Source organism: Helicobacter pylori (assembly GCF_001998165.1).
Taxonomy (GTDB): domain Bacteria; phylum Campylobacterota; class Campylobacteria; order Campylobacterales; family Helicobacteraceae; genus Helicobacter; species Helicobacter pylori_DL.
Genome location: NZ_MTWR01000073.1, coordinates 1 through 17,574 on the forward strand (window position 1 = coordinate 1; position 17,574 = coordinate 17,574).

The window sequence follows — 17,574 nt, forward strand, 5'->3', positions numbered from 1 at the left end:
CTCTAATACCCCTATTCTATATGGCATTTAACGCCTAAAGGCGTTTCGCCTTGTATCCCCATAGCTAAAAGCTAGGGGCTTTAAGGCGTTAGTTTTGGGTAAAAATACCAAAAAGCCTTTTTTATTTTTGCCCTTGATTAAGCCTTTCTTCTATCTTTTTGATTTGTTGGCTCATTTTAGCGCTCGCGTTGATTTGATTGATGAGCATGTAAAGGTTTATCATCATCAAAAGCACCACCACAATCCCTAAAAAAAACACGATTTGAACGGCTTTTTTAGCGATTTCTCGGGCTTCTTGTTCGTTTTGCATGCGTTTTAATTTTCCAATTCTTCTGGGGATAAATCTTTATAAAAGCGTTCTAATTCAAAGCTCTCGCCCAAATACGCAGCGATTTCTTGGGAATCCACAAGGGCGTTTTGCAAGCAACTCGTCGCACCTGGAGAGGGGGTCATGTTGAAAGTGATGCCTTTATGCGTGCAAATCTTTTTTTCGCCTAATTCTAGCTTTCGCTTGGTTCTGTCTAAAACTTGCGGGCGCACTTCGCCAAAACCATGAGCGTATTCTAAATCTTCTAGGCTAAGAGAGGGGATGATTTTTTGAGCGTCTTTTAAAAATTTCCTTTTACCGATAATGGGCAATTCAAAAACCATGTTTTTAAACACATAATTACGGATTTCTTTATCGCTCATCAAATCAAACGCAATTTTAAACACATCTTTATTCAAATCCATTTTCAACAATTCCAAGCTAATGCCTTTAAGCCAACATTTATTGCGCTCTAATTTAGGCATCGTTAAAGCGGTAGGCCCGATTCGTGTTTTTCCTTTAATGACGGCATCAGGGTCGCCATGTACGGCTGCAAAAGGGAGCTTGGGGTTTTGAACGGTATAGACCTTACCCCTTAATAAATCCGGCACAAAATAAAAGCTACCCGCCACAGGCAAGCACCCTAAATCCAAGCCATAGCCCATGCTCTGAGCCAAAGGCAAAGCGTAAGAGCCGGCATTAACTAGCACGAATTTAGCATACACTTCTTCAGCGTCTTCTGAAATTACGGCGTAAGTGTCGTTGCGTTTTTCAATCTTTTTCACTTTGAAATTCAAAAACACCTGGTTGTTAGGCTTTAATTTTAGAGCTTCTTCAACGAAGTTTTCACTCAACTTCGCAAAATTCATGGTGCTCCAATCTTTTTGATAACCATGCCCGACAATATTTTCATGCCTGTCTATGCCATTAGCCCCTAAAATCACATTAGGCTCTAATTCTTTAATCTTTTGCTTGTCAAATTCTTCTAGCCCCACAAAGATTTCTTTAAAGGATTCGTAGCGTTTTTTCATGAACTCGCATTCTTCATCGCCCACGCCTATAGCCATTTTCTGGGTTTCAAAAATCACTTCATTTTGCAAGCCTTTATTGAGCGCGTATTGTCTGGTTTTATAAGCACTCAAACGCACTTTTTTAGCTTTTTCGGGAGTGTAATTTGTTTCAATAGAGCCATCATGAATGGTTTGTGAATTAGCCTTAGCGCTGGAGCTGATTTGAGCCAATTTAGAGCATTTTTCCACGATAGCCACGCACTTTAAAGAGCTGTATTCGCTCAAAGTATAAAAGGTCGCGCACCCTGAAACCCCACCACCAATAATAACGGCATCAAATTCCATACTCATTGTCTTTCTCCAAATGTTTTAAATTGATAAATCGTAATCATAGTATAAGAAAATCAATTCGCATTCAAAGGGCTTGAAGTTTTATTGACAAAATCTTTCAAATCGCTCATTCCAAGCACCCTGTCAATCAATAATTTCTTTTTAGAAAACGCCCCATTATGTTCTTCGGCTAACCATAATGAAGTGATCACCACGCCTCCTATTTTATGGCTCAAGGTTTTAAAATGCTTTTGGGTTTGCACCGACCAAATGCTGTGAGCGACTATCGCTTGATGGTTGTATGTGCCTAAATAGAGCATGATATGCCCTTTTAAATAGATGAGCGTTCCAAAAGGCGTGGCGTTTTTAAGGATGTAATCTTCTTTTTCTTTAGCTTTCATGGAGCTTAAATCCACATAATTGTTCGCATAACGGCTTTGCGCGTAGGAATTTCTGGGGAGCAAAATACCAAAATTAGCAAAACTATCTCTGGTGAAAGCCGAGCAATCCCTATTACCTAATAGTCCACCCCAGCCGTATTTTTGCCCTAGCATGGTGTCTATAAAATACGCCATGTTCTCGCTGTTAAAAGCCTTAGGGAAAACAAAAAAATCCTTTTCATCTAAGATCACGCTTTGTAAAGTTGCATAGCCCTTAGCGTCTCTCAAAAAGCCATAGGCTTTCAATTCCTTTTTTTGGGGGTTTTGAGATGCGTTTTGACTTTGGGGGATGAGAGCGAACAATTCGCCCACTCTGGCGTTGGTGTAAAAACCCCCATAGTCTGTATAAAGGGGGATTTTATCTTTTATAGGCATGACATAATTTTTAAGCTTGGTTAAAAGCTCTATGTCTTTATCATGCATGTAAGCTAAATCGCTAACTTTGATCCAACCATAAACAAAACTGCTCTGAATGTGGGCGTAAGTTTTATCCGTGTTGAAATGCGTGACTAAAACCGGCGTGCCTTGAAAAATCAGCGAATTTTGATACCTGTCAAAGGGATAGCCTTTTTGAGAAAGGTAATAAGGCTTGTTAGTAGGCACAGCCCTTACATCGCTATCTCGCACCACAACAGCCTTAATCTTAGCGCTTGGGTAATGCTCAATATCCATGCTTTTAATAAGTGCATCATTGAAAGCTTTTGCGTTGGGTTTTAGATCTTCGCCATAACCGGTGGATTTATTCATCTCCTTAAGGATCCAAAACACTTCTTTTTTATTGCTTTTGATTTTCGTATCTAGCCATGGGGAATACCACGCTTTGAGATAGCTCTCTTTTAGGTTTTCTCTTAACGCTTGGGGGTCAATGCTTTGGTTATTATGACTGCCATTTTGAGAGCTTGCAAGATAGCTTGAAGCCTCTTGGGGCAAGGATAAATCTTTGAGCGTGAAATCCTTTTTCATGCAACCCACAAACAAAAACAAGAAAACTACAAGAAAATAACGCATGCTTTAGAGAAACCTTAACATCAAATACGCAAATAGTTTCTTAAAATACGCCCGTATTGCGGGCTTCTCAATTTTTTGATCGCAGAGCTTTCAATCTGGCGCACCCTTTCTCTAGTAACATTCAATTCCTTGCCGATTTCTTCTAAAGTTCGATCGCTTTCATCGTCCAAAAGCCCAAAACGCATGCGGATCACCGCTTTTTCTCGCTCATTCAACTGATCCAAAACGCTTTCAATCTGGGCTTTTAAATCTTCGCGCATGATGTGATCAATGGAGCTAACGATATTTTTGTCTTCCACGAAATCCCCAAATTTGCCGTCATCATCATTGCCGACTGGGGTTTCTAAACTGATAGGCTCTTTAGTAACCTTAATCACATTCTTCACTTTATCTAACGAAAGCCCCACTTCTTCAGCCACCACTTCCAAATCAGGCTCTTTGCCGGTTTCTTGAATGTGTTTGCGCATGACTTTATTGATGCGATTAATGGTGTCAATCATGTGAATGGGGATGCGGATAGTGCGGGCTTGATCGGCTATGGCTCTGCTGATAGCTTGTTTGATCCACCAGGTCGCATAGGTAGAAAACTTGAAGCCCTTTTCATGCTCAAACTTATCCACCGCTTTCATCAAGCCGATATTGCCCTCTTGAATCAAATCCAAGAAGGGTAAGCCTCTACTCGTGAATCGTTTAGCGATGCTCACTACCAACCTTAAATTGGATTTAGCCATTTTGTTTTTAGCGCGATCAGAAATCAATTTCCCTCTTTTGATTTGCTCTAAAATTTCTTTTAGCTTGTTGGGGGCTAAATCAAAGCCTTCTTCGCTCGCTTCTTTGGTCAAAAAGAGTTTTTTGAGATCCATATACACGCTCACCATAGTCGCTTCTGGCACTTGAGCGATAATATCTTCTTTAGTCATGTTAGTGATATTGGCGAGGATTTTTTTATGGTTAGCGATGAGAGTGTCATTGAATAAGGGCAATTTGTATTCCAAGCGTTTCAACTCTTTTTCAAACCCATCGCCGCTTTTTAAAGTGGTCTCCATCGTTTTGACTAATTCATTAATCAGTTTGCTAGTAGGCTCTAAGTCATAGAGTCTGTCTTTGAGCGTTTGGCGTTTGTAAGCTAGGGTCAATAAACGCACCAATTCGTCTTCTTTTTCATCTATGGGGGCTTCAAGGGCTTTAAGCCATTCTTTTTTGGCCTTGTCTAGGGCTTTAAAGCTTTCTTGAACCTTTTCAACGCGCTTCTTGTCTTTTTCGGAAACGACTTTTTTCCTTTTTTCGTTTTCTTCGTCTTCTTCGCTGTCATCATCTTTTTTAGGATCGCTCACGCTATTTTCATCGTCATCATCAAAGCTCCTGAAAAGCTCTTTAACCCTTCTTTCACGATTGATTAAAGCGTCTTTATACGCATAGATAAAATCAATCAAATACGGCACCGAGCAAATCGCGTCTAAAATAATGTCTTCACCCAAGCGGATTTGCTTGCTCAATTCAATTTCTTCATCTTTGCTTAAAAGTTTTATATCCCCCATCTCGCGCAAATACATGCGCACCGGGCTATCGCTCCTGCTCCACTCTAAAAAATCCTTTTCTTTCAAAAAATCATAGCCGTCTTCTAATTCTTCATCTAAAACTTTTTGCTTTTCTTCGGTTTTTTTAATCTTGTCAATCGCATTGAGTTTTTTAGCGTATTCTGAAGAGCTGACCAATTTCTTTTGGTATTTTTGGCACAATTCTTTGATTTTTTTGACTTGGGCTAGAGTGGGGACTTTCGCGCTGATTTGAATGATGGACTCATAAGAAACGCAATCGCTTAAGGAATTAGCGAACAATTCTTCTAACGCTTCATTAAAACTGAGCTTTTTAACAGGAACAGGCTCTTTCGCTGTTTCTTTGATTTTGTTTTCTTTGGTTTTATTTTCTTTAATTTTGCTCTCTTTGGCTTTATTGCTTTCTTTAGCTTTGTTTTCTTGTTTAATTTCTTGTGTGGCTCCTGCTTCCTGTTTAGCTCTTTTGGGGGCTTTTTCTTCGTTAGCTTTCTTTTTCATTGGACACTCCATAAAATAAGAACCCATGCTTTCAATCAAAAGCTAGATCCATAAGATAAGATACACCTAATCCTTTGTTATTTTACTAAAAAATAGCTTAAATTCTAATTATAAAATGAGTTTAAAATAAAATTTAAAAACCCCCATTTTTTAAAAAAGGGTTTTAATTGTCTGCATTTAGTAAAAACAAACCCTAAAGCTCATCCACCATGCTTTTTAAAAATTTCGCTGAAGTTTGAGCGCTTTTTTCTAAAAATTCATCAAAGCTCATGTTAGCTTCCTCATCAGCGTTATCGCTAATGCTCCTTAGCACGCAGCATGGCACGCCAAATTTTTGGCACACAAACGCCACGCTCGCTCCTTCCATTTCCACCGCGCTCGCCTTAAACTCGCTAACTAAAAATTCTTTCCTTTCTTTACTATGCACAAACTGATCGCCTGATGCGATGACGCCTTCTTTGAGTGCGATATGTTGCTCATTAGCGACTTTTTTAGCTAAAGCGTTTAAACTTTCGCTCGTTTCAATAAAAATCGCGCTTTCTGGGATAAACCCTAAAGGGTGATCAAACGCGCTCAAATCCACGTCATGCTGGACTAATTTTTGAGCCACTAACAAATCATTGATTTTTAGATCTTTAATTAAGCTTCCAGCCACCCCGCTAAAAAGCACCTTTTGAACGCCAAACGCTAAAATCATGCTCGTCGTGGTTAAAGTGGAATGCACCTTGCCAATCTTGCTATAAGCGACAATGATTTCCTTATCATTATAAACGCCTTTATGGAAAACATTCCCCCCTAAAGGGATCTCTTCAAAACCCGTGCCAAACAATTCTAAAATAGGGGTTATTTCTTCTCTCATCGCCCCTAAAATGCCAATTTTTTGCACCATTTTCTCCCCATCACACGTATTCTTCTAAAAACTCAATGGCTTCATCAAGCCCTTTATTATCCCCCACGCTTATGGTGGGTTTGTTGCTCAATCGCTTGTTAAGCCCCTTTAACACACTCCCACAGCCTAATTCAAAAAAGACATCCACTCGGTCATTATTGGATTTCACGCAGTCTTGATAACGCACCGGCTGAGTGAGTTGCAAGCTCAATAATTCAACGGCTTTTGCTTTGTTGTGATACGCTTCATTAGTCGCATTCGAGATGATTTCAAAATGGAATTTATCTTTCAGGCTTTTTTCTAGCAATTCCTGAAATTTAAAAGTCATAGGCTCTAAAAAAGGGCAATGGCTCGCCACGCTCATTTCTAAAAAAACCACTCTTTTAGCCCCCATTTCCTTTAAAGTCGGCTCTAGGGCTTTCAAATCGTCTTTAACCCCGGCTAAAACCACTTGCATGCCGCCATTGAAATTCGCGCACCACACGTTTTTGGTTCTTTGACACAAGCTTAAAAGGCTTTCTTCAGAAACGCCCAAAACGACCATCATGGACGCATCTTTATTCGTGCACGCTTCTTGCATCATTTTGCCTCTTTGGTGCGTGAGTTTAAGGGCTTTTTCAAAATCTAACGCCCCGCTCAAAGACACCGCGCTCACTTCGCCGAGCGAATGCCCTAAAGCAAAAATGGGTTTTAATCCCCCATTCACTTGCTTGTTGAGTAGTTGGTAAGCGATATAGCTCACTAAATAAATGGCAGGCTGGGTGTAAGCGCTTTCTTTTAAAAGCTCGTTTTCTTCAAAAAGCGTTTTTTTCATATCCACTTTAAGCGCGTTAGAAGCCCTTTCAAACAATTCTTTAGCTAGGGTGTGGCTCTCATAGAATGATTTCCCCATTCCTATACATTGCGAGCCTTGCCCTGGAAATAATAGCGCATATTGCATGGTGTTATCCTTTAAAGTTTATTAATCCATAATTTGAGATTGTAATATAAAAGCCCTTAGTTTTGTTTAGAAACCATTAAAGTTTAAGGTTTATTTTAACTTATTTTTACTATAATTCTACTCTGTGAATGAGGACAGGTGGGTGAGTTGGCTGAAACCACATCCCTGCTAAGGATGCGTAGCCGTCAAGGTTACCGAGGGTTCGAATCCCTCCCTGTCCGCCAGCCTTTTTGCCTTTAAAAACTTTTTGTTTAGAATGTATTAACGAGACACCATAGTTTCTAAGCATTCCTTTTACGACACTCCTTTTACAGATTTTACAAATACAATATTAGGTTGGGTGAAGAGAGACACCCAGCCTAAACCCTATTAAGGGTTGTAAAGCGCAAAAAATATATAATTAAAGAAAGACATTAAAACGGAGTAAAAATGAAAAATCATCTGCCTTTTGATACTTTTTTAAAAAGCCTTAAGACAAGCAATAGGACTTTAGATTTTTTCACCGATTGGCAAAAGTGTCTCAAAAATAAAAATGAAATAAGTATCGCTTTAAACCACTTGAATTTTTTACTTGGGAAAGATACAAAAGAGCTTAAAAATTGTATTAAAAGTCTTTTTAAAGAATACCCCAAAGCTTTTAATGTTTTAAATATTCTCATTGCTGTGAGGGATAAAGATGATGTAGTGCTTGATGCTAATGGCAATTTTTACCCCTTATATTCTTATTTTGAAGATGATGAAAAAGTTTATGAGTTTATTCGTCAAACGGGGTTGGAGCAAATTTTTTGTAACAGAAATATTAAAGATTTAAATGATTTTGTTTTTGGTATAGAAGTGGGGCTTGATAGCAATGCGAGAAAAAATCGCAGCGGAAAAGTCATGGAAAATCATCTTAGCGGTCTTTTTATTCAAGCTCAATTAAATTTTAAAGAACAAGTAGATATTAGAGAATTTGAGGATTTATGCCAGGCTTTTGGAAATGATATTAAAAAATTTGATTTTGTTATTTTTAGCAAAAATAAAACTTATTTTATAGAGGCTAATTTTTATACCATTAGTGGGAGTAAGCTTAATGAGGTCGCAAGATCCTATCAAGACTTAGCTTTAAAATTTGAAGCATTCCCCAATTACGAATTTATTTGGATAACTGATGGCACAGGTTGGCTAGACGCTAAAAGCAAACTTCAAGAAGCTTACAAATCTGTAGAAATCTATAACTTAAGCTATGTGAATGATTTTATATCAAAGGTGCAAAAATGATAATCGTGCATTCTAATGAAATCGCACGCCCCATTTTTAAAAGTGCAGACGAGCTTTTCACTCTTTATCAAGGGGATTGTAATGAGATTTTGCCCCAATTTGAAAATGCTTTTGATTTGATCTTTGCCGATCCGCCTTATTTCCTTTCTAATGACGGCTTAAGCATACAGAGCGGTAAAATCGTGAGCGTCAATAAAGGCGATTGGGATAAAGAAAATGGGATTAACGATATTGATGAGTTCAATTACCAGTGGATCAACAACGCCAAAAAGGCTTTAAAAAACACAGGAAGCCTTTTAATCAGTGGGACTTACCACAATCTTTTTTCTTTGGGGCGTATTTTACAAAAATTGGATTTTAAGATTTTAAACCTCATCACTTGGCAAAAAACCAACCCTCCTCCCAATTTCAGCTGCCGTTATTTGACGCATTCGGCTGAGCAAATCATTTGGGCGAGAAAAAGCCGCAAGCATAAGCATGTTTTTAACTATGAGATTTTAAAAAAGATCAATAACGATAAACAAATGCGTGATGTGTGGAGTTTCCCAGCGATCGCTCCTTGGGAAAAAGCAAATGGCAAGCACCCCACTCAAAAACCCCTCGCGCTGTTGGTGCGCTTGCTTTTAATGGCGAGCGATGAAAATTCCCTCATTGGCGATCCTTTTAGCGGGAGCTCTACCACAGGTATTGCGGCTAATCTTTTGAAAAGGGAATTTATCGGCGTAGAAAAAGAAAGCGAATTTATCAAAATATCCATGAACAGAAAAATAGAATTAGACGCTCGCTATAAAGAAATCCGATCTAAAATCAAAGATTTAAACCACCAGTAAACCCCCCTTTTTTAAACCGATTTAAGCGTTATACTTTTCGGATTTTACCTCAAAATGGGATTCTATTTTCACCCATTCCTTACAAAGGATATTTTCATGCCCAAAAAGCCAGTGTTTAGGGCCAATAATGATTTTTTCTGGATTGTTTATCAAATAAGCCGCCCACCAGCTATAAGTGCTATTAGCGATAATGCCATGCTGACAGGATTGCATGAGTAGCATGTCCCAATACGCCTCTTCTTCTTTATCCCTAGTGGTCATGTCCATAAAAGGGTAGCCCAGATCAAGATTTTGCGTGAATGTTAAGTCTTCGCAAAACACAAAAAGCTCCATGTTTGGCACGCGCTTGGCCATATACTCAAGCGCCTTTTTTTGATAATCAATACCAAGCTGACAGCCAATCCCCACATAATCCCCTCTTCTTATATGCACAAACACGCTGTTTTTAGCGGCTAAAATCAAAGAAAGCTTGCACTGGTATTCTTCCTCTTTTTTATTATTATTCTTATTATTTTCGGGGGGGGGGGGTAGGGTGAAGGTTTGCTTGATTAAAGGGGATATAGCATCAAAATATCGTGGATCTTGAAAATAGCCATAAAAATAAGTCAAGCGGCTTGGCTTTAACAATTTAGGCTCGTATTCAAACACGATTTCTTGACTCACCCTGTCAAACCCTATGCGTTTGAGCGTCTCTCTTACTAGCTTGGGGAGGTGTTGCATTTTAGCTATAGCGATTTCTTTTTCACTCGCATAGGGCAAATCAATAGGGAAAAGCTCTAATTGCATTTTCCTATTGCTCCAATCAAAAGAAGTAATGTCTAACAGCACGGGCGTATTAGAGTGTTTTTGCAAACTTTTAGCGAAAGCGTATTGGAACATTTGATTCCCAAGCCCCCCGCAAATTTGCACCACCTTAAAAGCCATTCAATCCCTTTATATTTTCAAATAAAACACTCATTCTAGCTTATTTTAAAGCCCTTTTTCAATAAAAGCCCAAAAAGTGGGGCAAGCATCGCTTTAAATCATTTGAATTTTTTATTTGAAAAAGACGCGTATGAGGGTTCTAGCAAGCGTTCTTGGTATTCTAAAAGAATCCTGTCTTCGCTATTGAGCGAGTAGGCTTCATCGTATTTGCGCTTGATGATGCCCTTTAAAATGGTGTGTTGGACCTGGTATTTGTCTTCTTTAAGCATTTCATCGACTAAAGCGTAAAGCTGGATGTCTTGAATGAGTAAATCTGAAATTTTAACGCTCTCTTTATCAAACAATTCTTCATTAGCGCAATATTCATTCACTAGAATAAGCACCCGGTCATACACATCCGATGCGATTTTAGCGTTTAGGGTTTTATAAATGTAATCTTTGATTTTTTTGAGCTGCTCTTCTAAATCTTCACTGGCCTTGCTCGCTAAGGCTAGAATGCTTAAAATTTGAACCAGAGTCATCATTTTATGGCTTAAAGAGCGGGTGCGCCATTTAATGAGAAAGCGCATGAAATAAGATATTTTGACAGAAAGGCTACAAGGGAGGGTGTTTTTCTTGGGTTTTGGCATGTTTAGTTTCTTTTAAAAAAGGATTTTGTGGTTTAATTATATAATTTTAAAATTAAATCCAGGAGTATAGAGATGAAAACATTCAAAAAAGGCGTGGTTTTAGACGCTAAAAGCGTGGGGTTGAAAGCGCTAGAAGTTTTAAAAGAAGTGGCAGATTTTGATTTTTATGAGATCACTTCGCCCAATCAAATCGTTGAACGCGCTATTGAAGCTGAAATCATGGTATTGAATAAAGTCGTTATCACCAAAGAGGTTTTAAGCCAATTGCCTAAACTCAAACTCATTTGCATCACCGCTACAGGCACGGATAATGTGGATATAAAAAGCGCGAAAGCTTTGGGCATAGAAGTCAAAAACGTGAGCGCTTATTCTACAGAATCTGTAGCCCAGCACACTTTAGCATGTGCGTTGTCTTTGTTGGGGAGGATCAATGATTACGATCGTTATTGCAAAAGCGGGGAATATAGTCAAAGCGATATTTTTACGCACATTAGCGATATAAAAATGGGGCTTATTAAAGGAGGTCAATGGGGAGTTATTGGTTTAGGCGCAATCGGTAAAAGAGTCGCCAAGCTCGCTCAAGCTTTTGAATCAAAGGTGGTGTATTATTCCCCTAAAGATAAAAAAGAAGAGTATGAGCGCTTGAGTTTAGAGGAATTACTTAAAACAAGCGGCATTATCAGCATTCATGCCCCCTTAAATGAAAGCACACGCGATTTAATCGCTCTCAAAGAATTGCAAAGCTTAAAAGATGGGGCGATTTTAATCAATGTGGGGCGTGGGGGCATTGTGAATGAAAAGGATTTGGCTTTAACTTTAGAAACCAAAGATTTGTATTACGCGAGCGATGTGTTTGTGAAAGAGCCTTTTGAAAAAGATCATGCGTTTTTGAACCCAAAGATCCAAAACAAATTGCTTTTAACCCCCCATATCGCATGGGCGTATAGCGACAGCTTGAAAACCTTGATAGAAAAAACCAAAGAAAATATCCAGGATTTTTTAGCTTCTCAAAAATAAATGCAAAAAAACGGAGGTTTAATCGTTTGGTTTTTCCTTTTTGTTTGCCATAAAATAAAATCTAAAAATGGAGTTTAATCGTTTTTAATGGTTATCAGACAATCTTGCTGGATTTAACCCATTAAGAAAAAAGCCTTTAGGTGGATTGACCCCCAAAGGCTTTTATTAAAGGGGGCGATTACATCTTAGAAATATCAATTTTAAAGGTGTGGATTTCATCTTCTAAAAAGACTTTAATTACCACCACGCCCGGGGTTTTAAGGTTTTTGGTATCCACCACGACAAACCCTCCCCTAGCCTTACCTTCAACATTAAGGGTATTGTTTTTAAGGTAATTGATCGCTAGGATTTTTAAAGCTTGGCGGCTTTCTTGCATGACTTCTTGCTCTTCTACATCATCCATCATCATCATGCCAAAGCCTGGCCCATACATGCCCATTCCCCCATACATCATGCCGTTATAAGCTAAAAAACTCCCTTGCCCGTAATAAAACATGGGCGGGGTGATCATATTGACGTTATCAATAGGGGCGGTCGGCACACTAATATTAAAGCTTTGTAAAATGCCTTCAAAATCAAAACTAGACTTCATCACCTGTCTCAGGCTTAAGACCGGTAAACTCGTTTGATTGATAGACACCGAAATGGCTTTACGGCTAAACACCACAGGATTTCCCTCTATAACTTGCGCCGCTACATACAGCACTAAGGGGGATTCATTCAAACCTTTCAATTTGCTTTGAGCGATTTCTAGCTGGACTTTAGACTTGGCTTGCGTGGAGGTCATCACTTGAATCCCATTATTATAGGAAGTAACATGTTCAGGCGTGATCTTATAGCTTGTGCAACCACTTATCAGTAAGGCTATCGCTACTAAAACGATTTTTTTCATTCAGACTCCTTTCATTCAGTTTAATTTTCGTTTAGAGTTTATTTAATTATAGTGTGTTTTAACTTAAAATGTAACTTTTATTAAGGTTAAAAGCTCAAAAAAGCTTTAATGCGTGTTTTCTAGCCACAAAAGAATAGAAGTTTTGATCTCATTGAGTTTTAAAACTTCTTGGTGCTTGATCCCTCTTTCGAACAAATCATCAAGGCGTTGGCTATCCGGGGTGTTGTAGCTGTTTTTAAGCGTTTCTAGGGCGGCTTTATCGTCATCGTTTTTCTTTTGCTCGTTTAGGGCTAAAAGGGTGGTTTTAGGGAATTTTTCATAAGAGGCGGTGGCAGAAACAAGGGTTTTTTCGTGGGTTTTCAAGCTGGCGTTTAAAGCGGTGGCGGTGTGGGGGTCAATCAGGTATTGGTGCTCTGCATAAACTTCTTGGATCGTTTTCAAACAATCTTCATCTGAGCAGCTCGCGCAAGAAAAATGCTCCTGTAAAAGGGCCAATTCTTTAGGCTTTAAGGCATAAAATTTCTCTTCTTCTAAAGCTTGCATCAATTCTAGCGTGCGTTCAAACCCATAAAGGCTAAAAAGCACTCTTTCCACATTAGAGCTTTTTAAAATATCCATAGCCGGCGAGTAGGTTTGCTTTAAAGAGCGCTTAGTCAAATCGTAACGCCCTGTCTCTATAAACTCCCTTAAAACATCGTTGCTGTTGGTTACGACCTTGATTTTAGCGATATTCAAGCCCATTTTTTGAGCGTAAAACGCCCCTAAAGCGTTCCCAAAATTACCGCTAGGTATGGCTAGGGTGATTTTTTCTTTAGAATTGATCGCGCCTTTTTTATACAATTCTAAAAAGCCCCAAATATGATAGACGATTTGAAAAGCGATGCGCCCAAAATTCACGGAATTAGCCACGCTTAATTTCAATTGGCGCGCTTTTAAAGCCTCGTTAAAATCATCGTCTTTTAAAAGGTTTTTGAGCGCGTTTTGTGCATCATCAAAGTTCCCACTCACCCCAAAGACCTTTAAATTGCTAGCGCTTTGGGTAACCATTTGGAGTTTTTGGACTAAACTTGTGCCGTCTTTGGGGTATAAACACACCACAAAAACATTAGGCATGCCCGCTAAACTTTCTAAAGTCGCAGGGCCGGTATCCCCGCTTGTAGAAACGAGCATTAAATACTTTTCATTTTTCCCTACCGCTAGGTTAGAAAACAAGCTCGCTAAAGGCTGCAACGCCATGTCTTTAAACGCCAAACTAGGCCCATGGTAGAGTTCTTGGACAAAAAGCCTTTCATTGAGTGCAAAAATAGGGGCTGGATTTTTAGGATTATCAAAATTTTCATAGCGTTTTAAAGCGCTTGTTAATAAACCCTTAGGAATCTCTAATCCCAACCGCTCAAACACGCATTCCACTAGCTCGTTATAGCTCAGATTCAAACAATCTTGCCATTCTAATGTTTCAAAACGCTCTAAAGTGTAAAGCCCGCCTTTTGGGGCGTTGGGGTTTAATACTGCTTCAATAAAATCGATCTTTTTTTCTTTCAAAGAACGCGTGGGAACAAAAGGCATAATGATTCCTTTTTATATTTAGATAATTTCAAGTCGTAGCATACCCTAAAAGAGCGAATGTAACCTTAAATGGTTTTTTAATGAGAATGATTGATCGTCTTTTTAATCCAGTTTAATTTTTGATTTATGCTTATAATACTATAATGCGGTTTAAAATTTTGCCGCAAATGGGCAAAAAATTTCATCATAGTAAGGTTGTGTTTTGTCTAAAGGTTTGAGTATCGGTAATAAAATCATATTGTGGGTGGCGTTGATTGTGATCGTGTGCGTGAGCATTTTAGGGGTGTCCTTGAACAGCAGGGTGAAAGAGATTTTAAAAGAAAACACCTTGCGTTCTATGCAAGATAGTTTGCATTTTAAGGTTAAGGAAGTGCAAGGGGTTTTGGAAAACACCTATACGAGCATGGGCATTGTCAAAGCAATGCTCCCTAAAGACACCAAAAGAGAAATCAAAATCCACTTGTTGAAAAACTTCATTTTAGCCAATTCGCATGTCGCTAGGGTGAGCATGTTTTTTAAAGACAGAGAAGATTTAAGATTAACGCTTTTAAGGGATAACGATACGATCAAGCTAATGGAAAATCCGTCATTGGGGAATAACCCTTTAGTGCAAAAAATGATGAAAAATAAAGAAATTTCCAAAAGCTTGCCTTATTATAGGAAAATGCCTAATGGGGCGGAAGTTTATGGGGTTGATATTCTTTTACCTTTATGGAATGAAAACACTCAAGAGGTTGTAGGGGCTTTGATGGTTTTTATTTCCATTGACAGCTTCAGTAATGAAATCACTAAAAACAGGAGCGATTTATTTTTAATTGGCGTTAAAGGTAAAGTGCTTTTGAGCGCGAATAAGAGTTTGCAAGACAAATCTATCGCCGAAATTTATAAGAGCGTGCCTAAAGCCACTAATGAAGTGATGGCTATTTTAGAAAACGGCTCTAAAGCGACTTTAGAATACTTAGATCCCTTTAGCCATAAGGAAAATTTTTTAGCCGTTGAAACCTTTAAAATGCTAGGCAAAACAGAAAGTAAAGACAATCTTAATTGGATGATCGCTTTAATCATTGAAAAAGACAAGGTCTATGAGCAAGTGGGATCGGTGCGTTTTGTGGTGATCATAGCGAGCGTTATCATGGTGTTAGCCTTGATTATAGCGATCACTCTCTTAATGCGAGCGATCGTGAGCAGTCGTTTGGAAGCCGTTTCTAGCACCTTGTCTCATTTCTTCAAATTATTGAACAATCAAGCCCATTCTAACGATATTAAATTGATTGAAGCGAAATCCAATGACGAATTAGGGCGCATGCAAACAGCCATTAATAAAAATATCTTGCAAACCCAAAAAACCATGCAAGAAGACAAGCAAGCCGTCCAAGACACCATTAAAGTGGTTTCAGACGTGAAAGCAGGGAATTTTGCGGTGCGCATCACAGCTGATCCCGCAAGCCCTGATTTGAAAGAATTGAGGGACGCGCTAAACGGGATCATGGATTATTTGCAAGAAAGCGTAGGGACTCACATGCCAAGCATTTTCAAAATTTTTGAAAGCTATTCTGGCTTGGATTTTAGAGGCCGGATCCAAAACGCTTCGGGTAGGGTGGAATTGGTTACTAACGCTTTAGGACAAGAAATCCAAAAAATGCTAGAAACTTCGTCTAATTTTGCCAAAGATTTAGCGAACGATAGCGCGAATTTAAAAGAATGCGTGCAAAATTTAGAAAAGGCTTCAAACTCCCAACACAAAAGCTTGATGGAAACTTCCAAAACGATAGAAAATATCACCACTTCCATTCAAGGCGTGAGCTCTCAAAGTGAAGCCATGATTGAGCAAGGGCAAGACATTAAAAGCATTGTGGAAATCATTAGAGACATCGCTGATCAAACGAACCTATTAGCCCTAAACGCTGCTATTGAAGCCGCACGAGCCGGCGAGCATGGCAGAGGTTTTGCGGTGGTGGCTGATGAAGTTAGGAAACTCGCTGAAAGGACGCAAAAATCGCTCAGCGAGATTGAAGCCAATATCAATATTTTAGTTCAAAGCATTTCAGACACGAGCGAAAGCATTAAAAACCAGGTTAAAGAAGTAGAAGAGATTAACGCTTCTATTGAAGCCTTAAGATCGGTTACTGAGGGCAATCTAAAAATCGCTAGCGATTCGTTAGAAATCAGTCAAGAAATTGACAAAGTCTCTAACGATATTTTAGAAGATGTGAATAAAAAGCAGTTTTAATGCTCATTCATATTTGCTGTTCAGTGGATAACCTGTATTTTTTAAAAAAGGCTAAAGAGGCTTTTGCGGGTGAAAAAATGATAGGGTTTTTCTATAACCCCAATATCCACCCTTATAGCGAATACTTGTTGCGTTTAGAAGATGTGAAACGCGCTTGCGAGATGCTAGGAATTGAATTGCTTGAGGGCGATTATGAATTAGAAAAATTTTTAGATAAAGCTAAGGGTAAGGAATTGTTAGGGGAAAAAAGCGAACGCTGTTTTGAGTGCTTTGATTTACGCTTAGAAGCGAGCGCTTTGAAAGCCTTTGAATTAGGGGAAGAAAAATTCACCACCACCTTACTCACAAGCCCTAAAAAAGACCCTAACCAGCTCATCGCTAAGGGGCAGAGCATCGCGCAAAGGCACAATTTGGAATTTGTTGTGTTTAGAAACGATAATTTTGAACATTTTAAGAGCGAATTGGATTTAAATTTGCAAGCTTTGGCGAGAGAAAACGAGCTTTATAGGCAAAATTATTGCGGTTGCCAATTCGCTTTAAAAATCCAAAAAGAGTCCCAAAACAGAAGCCCTTTTGAGCTTTATTCGCCTTTAAAACGCCAGATTTTACCCGCAAGTATTGAAGAAAGAACGCAAGTTTTTAGAACATTAGAAGCGGCTAAAAAGGACGCTAATAAGCCTTTTTTAGCCCAAAAAACGATCGCAACTTACCGCTTATTAAATGGGGGCGTGTGGCTTTCTAAAAATTCAAACCCCTTGAATTGCTATATTCTGGCGCGCTCTAAAAGTAAGGCTAAAGTAAGGATTAACGATTTAAGATGGGTTTTTTCCCAGCGTTTAAACGCGCTAGTAGGTTATAGCCAAAGAGATGAAACCTTGTTTTTAACTTTAGAAGGCCTTAATACCCTTATGGCAAAAAACTACGATAATTTAAAAGAGTTAAACCTTAACCCCTTAAGTTATGAAGAAGAGTTGTCTTTAAGGGCGTTAGTGAGCGGGAGCGAGAGTATTAACCCTATTATCGTGCTAGAAGAACGCACAGAAAAAACCCTTTTTGTAGAAATTAAAAGCATTTTTCAAGAAGAAAAAGTGTTTTATTTGCTCTAAGCTAAACTTTAATGGAGCGATACATTCTTGTAATAAAAAATTAAAAATGATTAAAGTTGGTTTTAGTTATCCATGCTTGATGGGAACAAAACCTCAATAAATTGTATTTTAAAATATAGCGTTGCGTGTAAGTAGGGGTTAT

Annotated in this window: 15 protein-coding genes and 1 tRNA gene; 6 read left to right on the forward strand and 10 right to left on the reverse strand. The window is 38.7% G+C overall.

Features of this window, described 5'->3' with window-relative positions:
- Nucleotides 1-121: 121 nt before the first annotated feature.
- The 6 genes from BZK24_RS07740 to fabD form a co-directional block, all read right to left on the reverse strand.
- Nucleotides 122-310: a DUF5408 family protein gene (locus BZK24_RS07740; protein WP_001178798.1), complete on the reverse strand. Its 189-nt coding sequence runs from the start codon at nucleotides 308-310 to the stop codon at nucleotides 122-124.
- A 5-nt stretch (nucleotides 311-315) separates the two neighbouring features.
- Complete coding sequence (locus tag BZK24_RS07745) at nucleotides 316-1,668, reverse strand: FAD-dependent oxidoreductase (protein ID WP_000061378.1); 1,353 nt, start codon at nucleotides 1,666-1,668, stop codon at nucleotides 316-318.
- A 53-nt stretch (nucleotides 1,669-1,721) separates the two neighbouring features.
- The gene (locus BZK24_RS07750; protein ID WP_077657074.1) at nucleotides 1,722-3,095 is read right to left on the reverse strand and encodes an SH3 domain-containing C40 family peptidase; all 1,374 of its coding nucleotides are present in this window, start codon (nucleotides 3,093-3,095) and stop codon (nucleotides 1,722-1,724) included.
- A 20-nt stretch (nucleotides 3,096-3,115) separates the two neighbouring features.
- Nucleotides 3,116-5,149, reverse strand: coding sequence for an RNA polymerase sigma factor RpoD (gene rpoD, locus BZK24_RS07755; protein ID WP_077657075.1), 2,034 nt, complete (start codon nucleotides 5,147-5,149; stop codon nucleotides 3,116-3,118).
- A gap of 193 nt (nucleotides 5,150-5,342) precedes the next feature.
- On the reverse strand, nucleotides 5,343-6,038 hold the full coding sequence (locus BZK24_RS07760; RefSeq protein WP_077657076.1) for a 5'-methylthioadenosine/adenosylhomocysteine nucleosidase: 696 nt from the start codon (nucleotides 6,036-6,038) through the stop codon (nucleotides 5,343-5,345).
- A gap of 10 nt (nucleotides 6,039-6,048) precedes the next feature.
- Nucleotides 6,049-6,978, reverse strand: a complete 930-nt coding sequence (fabD, locus tag BZK24_RS07765; protein WP_077657077.1) for an ACP S-malonyltransferase — start codon at nucleotides 6,976-6,978, stop codon at nucleotides 6,049-6,051.
- A 132-nt stretch (nucleotides 6,979-7,110) separates the two neighbouring features.
- Here fabD and BZK24_RS07770 point away from each other — a divergent pair.
- From BZK24_RS07770 to BZK24_RS07780, 3 genes are all read left to right on the forward strand, one after another.
- Nucleotides 7,111-7,202: transfer RNA gene (locus tag BZK24_RS07770), tRNA-Ser, on the forward strand.
- 205 nt (nucleotides 7,203-7,407) lie between these two features.
- A complete protein-coding gene (locus tag BZK24_RS07775) occupies nucleotides 7,408-8,238 on the forward strand; it encodes a type II restriction endonuclease (protein WP_077657078.1) in 831 nt (276 codons plus the stop codon).
- The gene (locus BZK24_RS07780) at nucleotides 8,235-9,068 is read left to right on the forward strand and encodes a DNA-methyltransferase (RefSeq protein WP_077657079.1); all 834 of its coding nucleotides are present in this window, start codon (nucleotides 8,235-8,237) and stop codon (nucleotides 9,066-9,068) included. The genes BZK24_RS07775 and BZK24_RS07780 overlap by 4 nt, the downstream gene beginning before the upstream one ends.
- Nucleotides 9,069-9,089: 21 nt before the next feature.
- Here the strand turns inward: BZK24_RS07780 and BZK24_RS07785 are convergent, their stop codons facing one another.
- Together BZK24_RS07785 and BZK24_RS07790 are read right to left on the reverse strand one after the other, a co-directional pair.
- Nucleotides 9,090-9,992: an alpha-1,2-fucosyltransferase gene (locus tag BZK24_RS07785; RefSeq protein WP_077657080.1), complete on the reverse strand. Its 903-nt coding sequence runs from the start codon at nucleotides 9,990-9,992 to the stop codon at nucleotides 9,090-9,092.
- 98 nt (nucleotides 9,993-10,090) lie between these two features.
- A complete protein-coding gene (locus BZK24_RS07790) occupies nucleotides 10,091-10,621 on the reverse strand; it encodes a hypothetical protein (RefSeq protein WP_077657081.1) in 531 nt (176 codons plus the stop codon).
- A 72-nt stretch (nucleotides 10,622-10,693) separates the two neighbouring features.
- On the opposite strand from BZK24_RS07790, the gene BZK24_RS07795 reads away from it, so the two are divergent.
- The gene (locus tag BZK24_RS07795) at nucleotides 10,694-11,638 is read left to right on the forward strand and encodes a D-2-hydroxyacid dehydrogenase (protein ID WP_077657082.1); all 945 of its coding nucleotides are present in this window, start codon (nucleotides 10,694-10,696) and stop codon (nucleotides 11,636-11,638) included.
- A 178-nt stretch (nucleotides 11,639-11,816) separates the two neighbouring features.
- Here the strand turns inward: BZK24_RS07795 and BZK24_RS07800 are convergent, their stop codons facing one another.
- Both BZK24_RS07800 and thrC read right to left on the reverse strand, forming a co-directional pair.
- The gene (locus BZK24_RS07800; protein WP_077657083.1) at nucleotides 11,817-12,530 is read right to left on the reverse strand and encodes a hypothetical protein; all 714 of its coding nucleotides are present in this window, start codon (nucleotides 12,528-12,530) and stop codon (nucleotides 11,817-11,819) included.
- Nucleotides 12,531-12,635: 105 nt separating this feature from the next.
- Entirely contained in the window at nucleotides 12,636-14,096 is a 1,461-nt protein-coding gene (gene thrC, locus BZK24_RS07805) for a threonine synthase (protein ID WP_077657084.1), read from the reverse strand.
- Between the two features lie 202 nt (nucleotides 14,097-14,298).
- Between thrC and tlpA the strand changes: the two genes are divergently transcribed.
- Nucleotides 14,299-16,326, forward strand: coding sequence for a methyl-accepting chemotaxis protein TlpA (tlpA, locus tag BZK24_RS07810; RefSeq protein WP_077657085.1), 2,028 nt, complete (start codon nucleotides 14,299-14,301; stop codon nucleotides 16,324-16,326).
- Nucleotides 16,326-17,432, forward strand: coding sequence for an epoxyqueuosine reductase QueH (locus BZK24_RS07815; protein ID WP_077657086.1), 1,107 nt, complete (start codon nucleotides 16,326-16,328; stop codon nucleotides 17,430-17,432). Before tlpA ends, BZK24_RS07815 begins: the two co-directional genes overlap by 1 nt.
- Nucleotides 17,433-17,574 lie beyond the last annotated feature (142 nt).